At 70.0% G+C, this 14964-nt stretch carries 10 protein-coding genes; 8 read left to right on the top strand and 2 right to left on the bottom strand.

Annotated features, from left to right (window positions below; all coding sequences use genetic code 11):
* On the bottom strand, window positions 1-378 hold a 378-nt coding region (locus AC2VOK_RS12015; RefSeq protein WP_428900664.1), incomplete at its 3' end, for a PaaI family thioesterase.
* 314 nt (window positions 379-692) lie between these two features.
* On the opposite strand from AC2VOK_RS12015, the gene AC2VOK_RS12010 reads away from it, so the two are divergent.
* The 8 genes from AC2VOK_RS12010 to AC2VOK_RS11975 all read left to right on the top strand — a co-directional run bounded on the left by AC2VOK_RS12010 (window position 693) and on the right by AC2VOK_RS11975 (window position 12436).
* Window positions 693-1109 (top strand): BlaI/MecI/CopY family transcriptional regulator, encoded by a 417-nt coding sequence (locus AC2VOK_RS12010; RefSeq protein WP_428900663.1) that lies wholly within the window; start codon window positions 693-695, stop codon window positions 1107-1109.
* A 14-nt stretch (window positions 1110-1123) separates the two neighbouring features.
* Window positions 1124-2074: a M56 family metallopeptidase gene (locus AC2VOK_RS12005; RefSeq protein ID WP_428900662.1), complete on the top strand. Its 951-nt coding sequence runs from the start codon at window positions 1124-1126 to the stop codon at window positions 2072-2074.
* Between the two features lie 103 nt (window positions 2075-2177).
* Window positions 2178-3689: an NADP-dependent phosphogluconate dehydrogenase gene (gndA, locus tag AC2VOK_RS12000; RefSeq protein WP_428900661.1), complete on the top strand. Its 1512-nt coding sequence runs from the start codon at window positions 2178-2180 to the stop codon at window positions 3687-3689.
* 47 nt (window positions 3690-3736) lie between these two features.
* Complete coding sequence (locus AC2VOK_RS11995) at window positions 3737-5185, top strand: GuaB1 family IMP dehydrogenase-related protein (protein WP_428900660.1); 1449 nt, start codon at window positions 3737-3739, stop codon at window positions 5183-5185.
* Between the two features lie 206 nt (window positions 5186-5391).
* Window positions 5392-6759, top strand: a complete 1368-nt coding sequence (locus tag AC2VOK_RS11990) for a hemolysin family protein (RefSeq protein WP_428900659.1) — start codon at window positions 5392-5394, stop codon at window positions 6757-6759.
* Window positions 6760-6767: 8 nt separating this feature from the next.
* A complete protein-coding gene (locus tag AC2VOK_RS11985) occupies window positions 6768-7808 on the top strand; it encodes a hemolysin family protein (protein ID WP_428900665.1) in 1041 nt (346 codons plus the stop codon).
* Window positions 7809-8115: 307 nt separating this feature from the next.
* Window positions 8116-10302: a malate synthase G gene (locus tag AC2VOK_RS11980; RefSeq protein WP_428900658.1), complete on the top strand. Its 2187-nt coding sequence runs from the start codon at window positions 8116-8118 to the stop codon at window positions 10300-10302.
* 82 nt (window positions 10303-10384) lie between these two features.
* Window positions 10385-12436: a substrate-binding domain-containing protein gene (locus tag AC2VOK_RS11975; RefSeq protein WP_428900657.1), complete on the top strand. Its 2052-nt coding sequence runs from the start codon at window positions 10385-10387 to the stop codon at window positions 12434-12436.
* Window positions 12437-12451: 15 nt separating this feature from the next.
* Here the strand turns inward: AC2VOK_RS11975 and gcvP are convergent.
* Window positions 12452-14964 (bottom strand): aminomethyl-transferring glycine dehydrogenase (gcvP, locus tag AC2VOK_RS11970; RefSeq protein ID WP_428900656.1); only part of this gene is annotated, 2513 nt, incomplete at its 5' end.

The raw sequence follows: 14964 nt of genomic DNA, 5'->3' as shown, positions 1-14964 counted from the left end.
GAGTCGGTCGGTCGCGTCGGTGATCGTGACCAGCCAGAGCTGCTGACGACGCCCGCGATGGACGGGTTCGGCTCTGCCGTACACGGTCCCCGACCCGATGGACCGCAGGAAATCGGTGTTGTTGTTGACGCCGACGACGTTCCCGCCGCCCCGGGTGGCCAGCCAAGTGTAAGCCGCCACGCTGGCCATGCTCTCGACCATCGAGCAATAGACGCCGCCGTGCACGAGACCCATCGGCTGCAGCAGCTTCGGTGTGACATCGAGTTGCGCCCGGACGCCGTCCGGGCCGAGTTCGGTGTAACGCAGGCCCAATTCGGTGTCGAACGGCGCAGTGAAGTCCGGGCCGTCGCCGGGGGTGACCGTGTCTGGCGGTTGCACGTCCTCGTGTCTACACCATCGGCGCGCGACCATCGGCGCGCGTCCATCGGCGCGTGCGGTGGCCGGCGCCCGCGGGCCCGTCCCGGAAAACGGGCGAGCCCCGTGCGCAGGGCACGGGGCTCGCCGATCGAGTGGACCGGGGGTCACTGCAGCCCACAGGACTCCGTCGCGGTCGATGCTGCTCGATCACGATTAGCATAGGAAAGGCTGCCCTAATTTACAAGCCCGCTCGGGCGGCTCAGCCGGCTGCCGTTACGACGAACGGTAGTAAGCCGGAGTACGCTGGTCGCGACGCTTGAGGAGATGAGCAAACTATGCCGAAGCTGACCAGGTTAGGGGAGCTCGAGCGCGCTGTGATGGACCACTTGTGGTCAACGCCGGAACCCCAGACGGTGCGCCAGGTCCACGAGGCGCTGTCGGCGCGCCGCGACCTCGCGTACACGACAGTGATGACGGTTCTGCAGCGGCTGGCAAAGAAGAATCTGGTGTCGCAGATCCGCGACGACCGTGCCCACCGGTATGCGGCCGTGCACGGCCGTGAAGAACTGGTCGCCGGGCTGATGGTCGACGCGCTGGCCCAGGCGGAGGACTCCGGGGGCCGGCAGGCGGCGCTCGTGCACTTCGTCGAGCGGGTCGGTGCGGACGAGGCGCAGGCTCTGCGGCGGGCACTCGCCGAATTGGAAGCACAACAGAGCACAACGCCGCCTGGTGGCGTGTCGGCGGATTCATAAGGGAGACTGGCGGCGTGTGCGCGCTGGCTTTCGCTCTCCTCGCGGTGGTGCTGGTCGGTCCGGCGCCGGCCGTGCTGGCGCGCGCGACGTGGCCGTTGCGCGCCCCGCGCGCCACGATGGTGTTGTGGCAGGCCATCGCGCTGGCCGCGGTCCTGTCGACCTTCAGTGCGGGCATAACCATCGCCAGCTGGCTGTTGATGCCGGGTCCCGACGGGCGACCCACGGTCGGCGTCGTCGAGGCCGCGGCAAAGATGGGCTGGCCACTGTGGATGGCATGCGTCGCCACCTTCGCGCTGACCGTGCTGGTGGGTGGCAGATTGACGGTTGCGGTGGTGCGCGTCGTCATCGCCAATCGACGTCGGCGGGCGCATCACCGAATGGTGGTCGACCTCGTCGGGGTCGACCACGACGCCGTCCGTGTGCAGCCGTGCGCACGGACCCGCGACCTGCGCGTGTTGGGGGTGGCTCAGCCGCTGGCCTACTGCCTGCCCGGAGTGCGCAGCCGCGTGGTCGTCAGCGAAGGGGCGCTGACGGCCCTCACCGGAGACGAGGTCGCGGCCGTCCTCACCCACGAGCGGGCGCACCTGCGGGCCCGCCACGACCTGGTGCTGGAGGCGTTCACCGCCGTGCACGCCGCCTTCCCCCGATTCGTGCGCAGCTCCAGTGCGCTGCGCGCCGTGGAGTTGCTCGTCGAACTGCTGGCCGACGACGCCGCTGTGCGCGCCGCCGGGCGCGCTCCCCTGGCACGGGCGCTCGTTGCCTGCGCGTCGGGGCGGGCGCCGTCGGGCGCACTGGCCGTCGGCGGTCCCAGCACGGTGGTGCGGGTCCGTCGGCTTGCGGGGCGGTGCAACAGCCTGACCTTGTCGGTGGTCGCCTACGTGGCCGCGGCGGCCATCCTGGTTGTCCCCACCATCGCGCTGGTGGTGCCGTGGCTCACCGAACTACGGCGACTTTTCGATCTTTAGCAGCAGCCGGACCGAAACCACCCGGCGGACGGGTACTCCGCTGTGCCACAGTGTGTCGGAAAGGCTTGCCACAGAAGTTCTCCAAACCGAGAGGCGCGAAGACATGAGTTCGTCGGAAACCAAGTCGGATACCAAGTCGGCCACCCCGTCGGATGCCAAGCCGAACCGCACGACCGGTACCGCTCAGATCGGCGTCACCGGCCTGGCCGTGATGGGCTCGAACATCGCCCGCAACTTCGCCCGGCACGGCTACACGGTGGCGCTGCACAACCGGACGGTCGCCAAGACCGACGCACTGCTCGCCGAGCACGGCGACGACGGCGAATTCGTGCGCTGCCAGACCATCCCGGAATTCCTGGACGCGCTGGAGAAACCACGCCGGGTGCTCATCATGGTCAAGGCCGGCGAGGCCACCGACGCGGTCATCAACGAGCTCGCCGATGCCATGGAGGAAGGCGACATCATCATCGACGGGGGGAACGCCCTCTACACCGACACCATCCGCCGCGAGAAGGCGATGCGGGAGCGGGGCCTGCACTTCGTCGGCGCCGGGATCTCCGGCGGCGAGGAGGGCGCGCTCAACGGCCCGTCGATCATGCCGGGAGGTCCGGCCGAGTCGTACAAATCCCTGGGGCCGCTCCTCGAGGAGATCTCCGCGCACGTCGACGGCGTCCCGTGCTGCACCCACATCGGCCCCGACGGCGCCGGGCACTTCGTCAAGATGGTGCACAACGGCATCGAGTACTCCGACATGCAGCTGATCGGCGAGGCCTACCAGTTGCTGCGCGACGGGCTCGGCAAGAACGCAGCGGCGATCGCCGACGTGTTCGACGAGTGGAACTCCGGCGAGCTGGACAGCTTCCTGGTCGAGATCACCGCGCAGGTGTTGCGCCAGACCGACGCCAAGACCGGCGAGCCGCTCGTCGACGTCATCCTCGACGAGGCCGAGCAGAAGGGCACCGGGCGCTGGACGGTGAAGTCGGCGCTGGACCTCGGTGTCCCGGTCACCGGCATCGCCGAGGCGGTGTTCGCCCGGGCGCTGTCGGGCTCGGCGACTCAGCGCACGGCCACCATCGGGCTGGCCTCCGGTGAGCTGGGCGCAACACCGAGCTCGAAACCTGGGGACGCGAAGCAGTTCACCGAGGACGTGCGCCAAGCCCTGTACGCGTCGAAAATCATCGCCTACGCGCAGGGCTTCAACCAGATCCAGGCCGGCAGCGCCGAATACGACTGGGGCATCACCCCCGGCGACCTGGCGACCATCTGGCGCGGCGGCTGCATCATCCGGGCGAAGTTCCTCGACCGCATCAAGGAGGCGTTCGACGCCGAGCCCGACCTGCCCACTCTGATCGTGGCCCCCTACTTCCGCAGCGCGATCGAGGCGGCGATCGACGGCTGGCGTCGCGTCGTGCTGAGCGCCACCCAGCTGGGCATCCCGGTTCCGGGTTTTGCGTCGGCGTTGTCGTACTACGACGCGCTGCGCACCGAGCGGCTGCCGGCCGCACTGATCCAGGGTCTGCGCGACTTCTTCGGTGCCCACACCTACGGGCGGATCGACCAGCCGGGCAAGTTCCACACGCTGTGGAGCGGCGACCGCACCGAGGTGCCCGCCTAGCCGGTGTGGGGCCGGGCAAGAGGGCGTGACGAGTTGAGGCGACCACGATGAGGTTTCTGGACGGGCATCGACCCGGTTATGACCTGACCTACGACGACGTCTTCATCGTGCCGAACCGATCGGAGGTCGCGTCGCGTTTCGACGTCGACCTGTCCACCGGTGACGGCGCGGGCACCACCATCCCGGTCGTGGTCGCCAACATGACCGCGGTCGCCGGGCGGCGGATGGCCGAGACGGTCGCGCGGCGCGGCGGCCTGGTGATCCTGCCGCAGGACCTGCCGATCCCCGCGGTGCAGCAGACGGTGGACTTCGTCAAGACCCGCGACCTGGTGCTGGACACGCCGGTCGTGCTCGAGCCCGACGATTCGGTGTCCGACGCGGTCGCGCTGATCCACAAACGCGCGCACGGCGTCGCGGTTGTGGTGTTCGAGGGACGTCCCATCGGCCTGGTGGGCGAAGCGTCCTGTGTGGGCGTGGACCGCTTCACCCGGGTGCGCGACGTGGCCGTCGACGACTTCGTCGCCGCCCCGGTCGGCACCGACATGCGCAAGGTCTTCGACCTGCTCGAGCACGCCCCGATCGGGGTCGCCGTGGTGACCAACGCTGACGGGACGCTGGCCGGAGTGCTGACCCGCACCGGCGCCATCCGCGCCGGGCTCTACACCCCGGCCACCGACGCGCGCGGGCGGCTGCGCATCGGCGCCGCCGTCGGCATCAACGGCGACGTCGGGTCCCGGGCCCGCTGGTTGGCCGAAGCGGGGGTCGACGTGTTGGTCATCGACACCGCGCACGGGCATCAAGTCAAGACGCTCGAGGCGATCGCCGCGGTCTCCGAGGTGGTCTCCGAACTGGACCGCGACCTGCCGCTGGTGGCGGGCAATGTGGTGTCGGCAGAGGGCACCCGGGACCTGATCGAGGCCGGGGCCCGCATCGTGAAGGTCGGAGTCGGGCCCGGCGCGATGTGCACCACCCGGATGATGACGGGTGTGGGTCGGCCGCAGTTTTCCTCGGTGGTCGAATGCGCCGCAGCCGCCAGGGCACTGGGCGGCCATGTGTGGGCCGACGGCGGGATCCGCCACCCGCGCGACGTGGCGCTGGCGTTGGCCGCCGGCGCGTCCAACGTCATGATCGGGTCGTGGTTCGCCGGCACCTATGAATCGCCCGGCGACCTGCTGTGGGACCGGGACCGCCAGCCCTACAAGGAGAGCTACGGGATGGCGTCCAAGAGGGCGGTCGTCGCGCGTAGCGGTGCCGACACGGCCTTCGAACGGGCCCGCAAGGCGTTGTTCGAGGAAGGCATCTCGACGTCGCGGATGGGACTGGACCCCGCCCGCGGCGGCGTCGAGGACCTGATCGACCAGATCACCTCGGGAATCCGCAGCACCTGCACCTATGTCGGTGCCGCCAACCTCGCCGAACTGCACGAGCGAGCCGTCGTCGGCGTGCAGTCGGCCGCGGGGTTCGCCGAGGGCCATCCGCTGCCCCTGGGCTGGTGACAACGCCCTGAACACGTGGCAACGGAAGCGTCCGGGCCGGCCGTTCCGGGACGGACGGGAATTTCGCTACCATGGCAATTTCTGTGATTCCCGCCCGCAGCACACCGCTGCGCGGCATCGAGCGAAGGGGATGACGTGCCGCAGGCACGCCTCGAGGCCGCGTACCCGCGGGTGAAACCGCCGCCCGCCGCGTTCCCGGGAACACCGTGAACCTGACCGCCGGCTGGGTCAGCGTGCTGGCCATCGCCGTGTTGATCGTCGCCAACGCGGTCTTCGTCGCGGCCGAGTTCTCGTTGACCGCGCTGGACCGCAGCACCGTGGAAGCCAACGCCCGCGCCGGAGCGCGCCGCGACCGGTTCATCCAGCGCGCCCAGAGCACGTTGTCCTTCCAGCTCTCGGGTGCCCAGCTCGGCATCTCCATCACAACGCTGGTGACCGGTTACCTGACCGAGCCCATGGTCGCCGACCTGCCGCATCCGTGGCTGGACGCGCTCGGGGTGTCCGATCCGGTAGGCGACGGCGTCATGGCGTTGCTCGTGATGGTGGTCGTGACATCGGTGTCCATGGTGTTCGGCGAACTGGTTCCCAAGTACCTCGCGGTGGCAAGCCCGTTGGCGACCGCGCGCGCCGTCGTGAGCGCGCAGCTGTTGTTCTCGCTGCTGCTCACCCCCGCGATCCGGTTGACCAACGGCGCGGCGAACTGGATCGTCCGCAAGCTGGGCATCGAACCGGCCGAGGACTTGCGGTCGGCACGTTCGCCACAGGAGTTGCTGTCGCTGGTGCGCACCTCGGCGCGCAGCGGCGCCCTGGACGCGGCCACCGCATCGCTGGTGCGGCGATCGCTGCAGTTCGGCACCCGGACCGCCGAGGAACTGATGACGCCCAGGTCGAAGATCGTGGCACTGCACACCGGCGGCAGCGTCGCCGACCTGATCGCAGCGGCCGCCGAGTCCGGATTCTCCCGCTTCCCGATCGTCGACGGCGACCTCGACGAAACCGTCGGCATCGTGCACGTCAAACAGGTGTTCGCGATCCCGCCCGCCGACCGCGCGCACACGCCGCTGACCACGCTGGCCCGGCCGGTCCCGGTGGTGCCGTCGACGCTGGACGGCGACGCGGTGATGGCACTCATCCGTACCAGCGATCTGCAGACCGCGATGGTCGTCGACGAGTACGGCGGCACCGCGGGGATGGTCACCCTCGAGGACCTGATCGAGGAGATCGTCGGCGACGTCCGCGATGAGCACGACGACGCGACCCCGGACGTGATGGCGGCCGGCCGCGGCTGGCGGGTGGCCGGCCTGCTGCGCATCGACGAGGTCGCCGCCGCCACCGGCTACCGCGGGCCCGAGGGCCCCTACGAGACGATCGGCGGCCTGGTGCTGCGCGAACTCGGCCACATCCCGACAGCCGGCGAGACCGTGGAGCTGCCGTCGCTGGACTCAGACAGGTTGATGGGCGAGCCGGGGCGCTGGCAAGCGACGGTTGTCCGGATGGACGGACACCGCATCGATCAGCTCGAGTTGACCGAGCTGGGCGGTCGGGACCGTCTGCCGGACGGGCACCGCCGGTGAGCGACACGATGAGACTGCTGCTGGCGATCCTGCTGATCGGGGTGAACGCCTTTTTCGTCGGTGCGGAGTTCTCGCTGATCTCGGTGCGCCGCGACCGTCTCGAGGCGCTGGCCGAGCAGGGCAGGAACAGGGCGGTCACCGTGATCCGCGCCGGTGAGCAGCTGTCGTCGATGCTGGCCGGCGCCCAACTGGGCGTCACGGCCGCCTCGCTGCTGCTCGGCCGGATCGGCGAGTCGGCGGTGTTCAACCTGCTGGCGACGGGCTTCGGGCTGGCCGGTCTGCCCCCGACGTTGCTGCACACCCTGTCGTTCGCCATCGCGCTGGCGATCGTGGTGACGCTGCACGTGCTGCTCGGCGAGATGGTGCCGAAGAACATCGCGCTGGCCGGTCCGGAGCGCACGGCCATGCTGCTGGTCCCGCCGTACCTGGCCTACGTGCGAATCGCCCGGCCGTTCATCGCGCTCTACAACCGCTGCGCCAACGCCGTCCTGCGGGTGCTGGGCGTCGAGCCGAAGGACGAACTCGAGAGCGCAGTCAACACCGCGGTGCTCAACGAGATGATCGCCGAGTCCGTCTCGGAAGGTCTGCTGGATCCCGAGGAGTACAGCCGGCTGACGCGGGCGCTGCAGGTTCGCAGTCGGGTGGTCGGGGACGTGGTCGTACCACTGGCTGCGATCAGGGCCGTGCCGGCGGCCGCGGCGGGCTCCGGGCCCACCGTCGACAGCGTCGAACAGGCCCTGGCCGAGACGGGGTACTCGCGATATCCGGTCGAGGACCCGGACGGCCACTTCATCGGCTACCTGCATATCAAGGACGTGCTCACCCTCGGCGGCGATCCCGGTTCCGCGATCGACCTGGCGGTGGTGCGGCCACTGCCGCGAGTGCCCACCTCGTTGCCGCTGGCCGAGGCCCTGTCCCGGATGCGGCGCGACAACAGCCACCTGGCCCTGGTGACCGGCGGTGAAGGCTCTGACATCGGCCGGGTGGTCGGGATGGTGGCCATGGACGATCTGGTCGAAGACCTGGTCGGCGCCATGAACCAGGCCTAGCGAAAACCTCGGCGGAGCCCGCGCCGGCGTGGTGGGAGTGGCCGGCGGGGAGAACAGCGCTGACCCGTATGATCGCTACGGCCGCCGGTGGGGAAACGTACCGGGGCCGAGGTGTGCGCGCCGCGGCGCGAGCGTTGCCGGCAAGCGGTGCTCGACGGCGCCCGCGATGTCATCGGGGACGTAGTCAGTGGGTCGTGACCTGCTGCGGGGTCGGCCGGCGAAGGGTCGTCGCGCTGCCTGTCGGTAGGCTGACGCCATTGCCAGTTGAGGGCCGGAGATGCGAGCCGACCCGTTACGGAGGAGAGAAATGACTGATCGCGTGTCGGTGGGCAACGTGCGGGTCGCCCGGGTGCTCTACGACTTCGTGAACAACGAGGCACTGCCCGGCACCGACATCGACCCGGACAGTTTCTGGGCTGGCGTCGACAAGGTCGTCACCGACCTCGGCCCGCAGAACCGGGATCTGCTCAACCGCCGCGACGAGCTGCAGGCCCAGATCGACAAGTGGCACCGGCACCGGGTGATCGAGCCGATCGACCCGCAGGCATACCGGGAGTTCCTCTCCGAAATCGGCTACCTGCTGCCCGAGCCGGAGGACTTCACGATCACCACGTCCAACGTGGACCCCGAGATCACCACGACCGCCGGCCCTCAGCTCGTGGTCCCGGTCACCAATGCCCGATTCGCGCTCAACGCGGCCAACGCCCGCTGGGGCTCTCTCTACGATGCCCTCTACGGCACCGATGTCATCCCGGCAAGTGACGGCGCCGAGCAAGGCAGCGGCTACAACAAGGCCCGCGGCGACAAAGTGATCGCCTACGCGCGCACGTTCCTGGACGAGGCGGCACCTCTTGCGTCGGGGTCGTGGACGGAAGCGACGGCGCTGAGCATCGCCGACGGCCGGCTGCAGATCGGCGTCGGTTCGGAGACCACCGGATTGGCCAGCCCGGAGAAGTTCGTCGGATACAGCGGCGAACTCGGCTCCCCCAACTGGTCGGTGCTGCTGGTCAACAACGGACTGCACATCGAGATCCAGATCGACCCGGAGTCGCCGATCGGCAAAACCGACGCCGCCGGCATCAAAGACGTGGTGCTCGAGTCGGCGGTCACCACCATCATCGACTTCGAGGACGCCGTGTCGGCCGTCGACGCCGACGACAAGGTCGGCGCCTACCGCAACTGGCTGGGTCTGAACAAGGGCGACCTGGCCGCCGAGGTCAGCAAAGACGGCAAGACGTTCACCCGCGTCCTCAACGAAGACCGTGGCTACACCACCCCCGACGGCGGCGAGCTCACCCTGCCGGGCCGCAGCCTGATGTTCGTGCGCAACGTCGGTCACCTGATGACCAATGACGCGATCGTCGACGCGGAAGGCAACGAGGTTTTCGAGGGCATCCAGGATGCGTTGTTCACCGGGCTGTGCGCCATCCACGGCCTGACCGCCGGCGACCCCCACGGCCCGCTGGCCAACAGCCGCACCGGCTCGGTCTACATCGTCAAGCCCAAGATGCACGGCCCCGACGAGGTCGCCTTCACCGCAGAGCTGTTCAGCCGGGTCGAGGATGTGCTCGGGCTGCCGCAGAAGACCATCAAGGTCGGCGTGATGGACGAGGAGCGGCGCACGACGGTCAACCTGAAGTCGTGCATCAAGGCCGTCTCCGACCGGATCGTGTTCATCAACACCGGTTTCCTGGACCGCACCGGCGACGAGATCCACACCTCGATGGAGGCCGGACCGATGGTGCGCAAGGGCACCATGAAGAGCCAGCCGTGGATCCTGGCTTACGAGGACAACAATGTGGACGTCGGCCTGGCGACGGGTTTCGCCGGCCACGCCCAGATCGGCAAGGGCATGTGGACGATGACCGAGCTGATGGCCGACATGGTCGAGCAGAAGATCGCCCAGCCCCGCGCCGGCGCCAGCACCGCCTGGGTGCCCTCGCCGACCGCTGCGACGCTGCATGCGATGCACTACCACAAGGTCGACGTGGCGGCGGTGCAGAAGGAGCTGGCAGGCAAGAGGCGCGCCACCGTCGACCAGCTGCTGACCATCCCGCTGGCCAAGGAACTCGCCTGGGCTCCCGAGGAGATCCGCGAAGAAGTGGACAACAACTGCCAGGGAATCCTGGGCTACGTGGTGCGCTGGATCGACCAGGGAGTGGGTTCCTCCAAGGTGCCCGACATCCACAACGTGGACCTCATGGAGGACCGCGCCACCCTGCGGATCGCCAGCCAGTTGCTCGCGAACTGGCTGCGTCACGGCATCATCACCAGCGAAGATGTCCGGGCCGGGCTGGAGCGGATGGCGCCGCTGGTCGACCAGCAGAACGCCGGCGACAAGGCTTACCGGCCCATGGCGCCCGACTTCGACGACAGCATCGCGTTCCTGGCCGCCCAGGACCTGATCCTGTCGGGCGCCCAGCAGCCCAACGGCTACACCGAGCCGATCCTGCATCGGCGCCGGCGGGAACGTAAGGCCCGCGACGCGGGTTAAAGCCGCCGTCGCTCGATACCGGGCTCCACACGCGATGAACCAGTTCACGTGACCAGTCGACGGAAAGGCGGCGGACGGCGGTATGGGTAGGCACAGCAGGCCCGACCCCGACGAGCCGGTCGATCAGCCCTCCGGCGAGCACGGCACGGGCGACGGGTTCGAGACGCACGGGCCGTGGACGACCGACCCGTGGGGCGGCCTCCCGACGCCGGAGTTCCCGCCGCGTGGACCCGGCCTTGACGGGGCGGACGAGGCCGACACCGACGAGGACGAATCCTCCGACGCCGAGGATCGCTATCCCGCCGACGGCGCGTTCGGCGCGAGAACGCCAGACGAGGATCCCCAGCTCGCGCCGCGCCCGGCGCCGTCGCTGTTCCGGGGCGGGCACCGAGGCCTCGGCGACTGGCGCGGCGGCCACCGCAGCGTCGGCGGCCGACGGGGGGTCAGCCTCGGGGTGATCGTGGCGCTGGTGGCCGTCATCGTGGTGGTCGGCACGGTGATCCTGTGGAGCTTCTTCGGCGACGCGTTGTCCAACCGCTCGCTCCGCGGCGCGGTGCGCTGCGTGGGCGGCAGGGAGGACGTCGCGGCCATCGTCGACCCGTCGATCGCCGATCAGGTGCAGGAGCTCGCGGAAAGCTACAACGCCACGGCCGGTCCGGTCGGGGACCACTGCATGGTGGTGAAGATCAAGGCGGCCAACGGCGACGCAGTCCTCGACGGCTTCATCGGCCAGTGGCCGGCCGAGTTGGGCGAGCGGCCGGCATTGTGGCTCCCGGGCAGCTCGGTGTCCGTCGCGCGGCTCGCCGCGGCCACGGGTCCGAAGACGATCAGCGACAGCCGGTCGCTCGTGACGTCGCCGGTGGTGGTCGCCCTGCGCCCCGAACTCGAGCACGCCCTGAGCAACCAGAACTGGGCCGCGCTGCCCGGCCTGCAGGCCAATCCGAACGCCCTGGACGGACTGAGCCTGCCGGGCTGGGGGTCGCTGCGGCTGGCATTGCCGACGAGCGGCAACGGTGACGCCTCGTTCCTGGCCGGAGAGGCGGTCGCGGTCGCCTCGGCGCCGGCCGGCACCCCGGCCACCCAGGGAATCGGCGCGGTCAACACGCTGCTTCGCTCCGAGCCCAAGCTGGCGGACAACTCGGTCGTGGAGGCGATGAACGCGCTGCTCAACGCGGATGATGTCGCATCGGCGCCGGTGCACGCCGTGATCACCACCGAACAGCAGGTGTTCCAGCGCAGCCGGTCGCTGTCGGATGCCAAGGGCAAGCTGAGAGCCTGGCTGCCGCCCGGACCGCCGCCGGTGGCCGACTATCCCACGGTGCTGCTCAGCGGCGAGTGGCTGACGCAGGAGCAGGTCGCGGCGGGCAGCGAGTTCGCCCACTTCATGCGCAAACCCGAGCAACTCGACAAGCTGGCTGCAGCAGGATTCCGGGTCGACGGCGTCGCACCGCCGAGCAGCCCGGTGACGGGCTTCCCGCCGCTTTCGGCCGCCCTGTCGATCGGTGACGACGGGCTGCGCGCCACGCTGGCCGAGGCGATGGCCGCGCCGCTGCACGGGGGGGCTGCCACCATCATGCTCGACCAGTCGATGCCCACCGACGACGGCGGCAAGACCCGGCTGGCCAACGTGGTCGCGGCGCTCGAGGGCACGATCACGTCGCTGCCGCCCACCGATGTCCTGGGACTTTGGACTTTCGACGGTCACGAGGGCCGCGCCGAGGTGACGACCGGACCGCTGTCCGACCCGGTCAACGGCCAGCCCCGGTCGGCGGCACTGATGGCCGCGTTGGACAAGCAGTACTCCTCGCCGGGGGGCGCGGTGTCGTTCACGACACTGCGCATGCTCTACCAGGACAGGCAGTCCAACTACCAGGCCGGCCAGACGAACTCCATCCTGGTCATCACCGCCGGGCCGCACACCGACCAGACGCTCGACGGTGCGGGGCTGCAGGACTTCATCCGGACCAGCGCCGACCCGGCCAAGCCGATCGCGGTCAACGTCATCGACTTCGGCGCCGACCCGGACCGGGCGACCTGGGAGGCCGTCGCACAACTCAGCGGCGGTAGCTACCGGAACCTGGCCACCTCGGCCTCCCCCGAGCTCGCCGCGGCGCTCAACACGTATTTGGGCTGAGTGGCCCTCGGCGGACTACGCGAACGCCTCCACCGGCGGGCAGGAGCAGACCAGGTTGCGGTCGCCGTAGGCGCCGTCGATGCGGCGCACCGGCGGCCACACTTTGGTCCGGAAGCCCGTGCCCAGCGGGTAGGCGGCCTGCGCGCGGGTGTAGGGGTGATCCCAATCGTCGACCAGCAGGCACTGCGCGGTGTGGGGTGCGTTCCGCAGGGGGTTGTCGTCCACCGGCCACTCCCCCGCGCCGACCCGGTCGATCTCACCCCGAATGGCGATCATGGCGTCGCAGAACGCGTCCATTTCGGTCAGCGTCTCGCTCTCGGTGGGCTCCACCATCAGCGTGCCGGCCACCGGGAAGCTCATCGTCGGCGCGTGAAAGCCGTAGTCCGCCAGGCGTTTCGCCACGTCGTCGACGGTCACGCCGGTCGCCTTGGTGATGCCGCGCAGGTCGAGGATGCACTCGTGGGCGACCATGCCGTTCTCGCCGGTATAGAGCACCGGGAAGTACTCGTCGAGGCGCCGGGCGATGTAGTTGGCCGAGGCGATCGCAGTCAGCGAGGCCGCGCGCAGGCCCGCCGCGCCCATCATCCTGATGTAGGCCCAGGTGATCGGCAGGATCGAGGCCGAACCGTACGGCGCCGACGCCACCGGGTGCCCCGCGGGCAGCTCGGGGGCCAACGGGTGACCCGGCAGGAACGGCGCGAGGTGGGATCGCGCCGCCACCGGCCCGACGCCCGGACCCCCACCGCCGTGCGGGATGCAGAACGTCTTGTGCAGATTCAGGTGGCTGACGTCGCCGCCGAACCTGCCGGGCCGGGCCAGCCCGACGAGCGCGTTGAGGTTGGCGCCGTCGATGTAGACCTGGCCGCCGGCGTCGTGCGTGGCCGCGCAGATGTCGGCGACATCGTGCTCGAACACCCCGTGCGTGGAAGGGTAGGTGATCATCAGCGCCGCCAGCCGGTCGCCGTGCGCGGCCACCTTGGCGCGCAGGTCGTCGAGGTCGACGTCGCCGTTCCCGCGGCAGGCCACCACGACCACCCGCATACCGGCCAGCGCAGCCGAGGCGGCGTTGGTGCCGTGCGCGCTGGACGGGATCAGGCAGACGTCGCGGTGCGGTTCGCCCCGGCTGGCGTGGTAGTCGCGGATCGCCAGCAAACCGGCGTACTCGCCCTGCGAGCCGGCGTTGGGTTGCAGGGAGACCGCGTCGTAGCCGGTGATCTGCACCAGCCAGCTCTGAAGGTCGGCGATCAGGCGACGCAGCCCGGGGGTGTCGGAGGCCGGGGCGAACGGATGCTGGCGCGCGAATTCCGGCCAGGTGATCGGCTCCATCTCCGCGGCGGCGTTGAGCTTCATGGTGCACGAGCCGAGCGGGATCATGCTGCGGTCCAGGGCGATGTCCTTGTCCGCCAGGGTGCGCAGGTAGCGCATCATCGCCGTCTCGGTGCGGTACTGCGTGAACGCCGGGTGGGTCAGGAACTCCGACGTGCGGGTGGCGATACCCGCGCCCACCGGCTCGGCGGGCGACACCCCGAACGCCTCCAGCACCGCGGCCACGTGGTCAGCCGTGGTGGCCTCGTCGCACGCCACCGACACGTGGTCGGCGTCGACGCGCCACAGGTTGATCCCCTTGACCTTCGCCGCGGCGACGACGGCGTCCGCCCGTGCGGGCACCCGGGCCAGGACGGTGTCGAAGTACGTGTCGTGCACGGCGGCGTCGCCCAGTGCGGCGGCGATCGTCTCGGCGTGCCCGTGCACCCGGCGGGCGATGGCGGTCAGCCCTTGGGCGCCGTGGTAGGCGGCGTACATGGCTGCCATCACCGCCAGCAGCACCTGCGCGGTGCAGATGTTGCTCGTCGCCTTGTCGCGGCGGATGTGCTGCTCGCGCGTCTGCAGCGCCAGCCGGTACGCCGGGTCGCCGTCACCGTCGACGGACACGCCGACCAGCCGGCCCGGCAGCTGGCGCGCATGCTGGGCGTGCACCGCGAGATACCCGGCATGGGGTCCGCCGAATCCCATTGGCACACCGAATCTTTGGCTGCTGCCGAACGCCACGTCGGCGCCGATCTCTCCGGGTGGGGTGATCAGCGTGCAGGCGAGCAGATCGGCCCCGACGGCGACCAGCGCCCCGCGGTCGTGGGCCTGCGCGACCAGGGACGCCCAGTCGGTGATTCGGCCGCTGGCCCCGGGCAGCTGGGCGAGGACCCCGAAGAACTCGCCGTCCGGCAATCCCTCGCGCAGGTCGACGCTGACGATCTCGATGCCCAGCGGCCGGGCCCGCGTGGCCAGCACCGCGGCGGTCTGGGTGAAGACGTCGATGTCGACGGCCAGCCGGTTCGACGCGCCCCGGGCCGCGCGGTGCATCAGCGTCATCGCCTCGGCGGCCGCGGTCCCCTCATCGAGCATCGACGCATTGGCGATGTCGAGCCCGGTGAGTTCGGCCACCATCGTCTGGAAGTTCAGCAGCGCCTCCAGGCGGCCCTGGCTGATCTCGGGCTGATACGGCGTGTACGCGGTGTACCAGGCCGGGTTCT

It is taken from the genome of Mycobacterium sp. TH-M116, from assembly GCF_057473685.1.
Note: the sequence above shows the minus strand (reverse complement) of the source record. Positions and strands in the feature narration are given on the sequence as shown.

What these genes read in the sequence shown, in the direction of transcription:
- AC2VOK_RS11995 (WP_428900660.1), top strand. Translation starts at nt 3,737, where the DNA reads ATGAGGTTTCTGGACGGGCATCGACCCGGTTATGACCTGACCTACGAC.
- AC2VOK_RS11980 (WP_428900658.1), top strand. Translation starts at nt 8,116, where the DNA reads ATGACTGATCGCGTGTCGGTGGGCAACGTGCGGGTCGCCCGGGTGCTC.
- gndA (WP_428900661.1), top strand. Translation starts at nt 2,178, where the DNA reads ATGAGTTCGTCGGAAACCAAGTCGGATACCAAGTCGGCCACCCCGTCG.
- AC2VOK_RS11985 (WP_428900665.1), top strand. Translation starts at nt 6,768, where the DNA reads ATGAGACTGCTGCTGGCGATCCTGCTGATCGGGGTGAACGCCTTTTTC.
- AC2VOK_RS11975 (WP_428900657.1), top strand. Translation starts at nt 10,385, where the DNA reads ATGGGTAGGCACAGCAGGCCCGACCCCGACGAGCCGGTCGATCAGCCC.
- AC2VOK_RS12010 (WP_428900663.1), top strand. Translation starts at nt 693, where the DNA reads ATGCCGAAGCTGACCAGGTTAGGGGAGCTCGAGCGCGCTGTGATGGAC.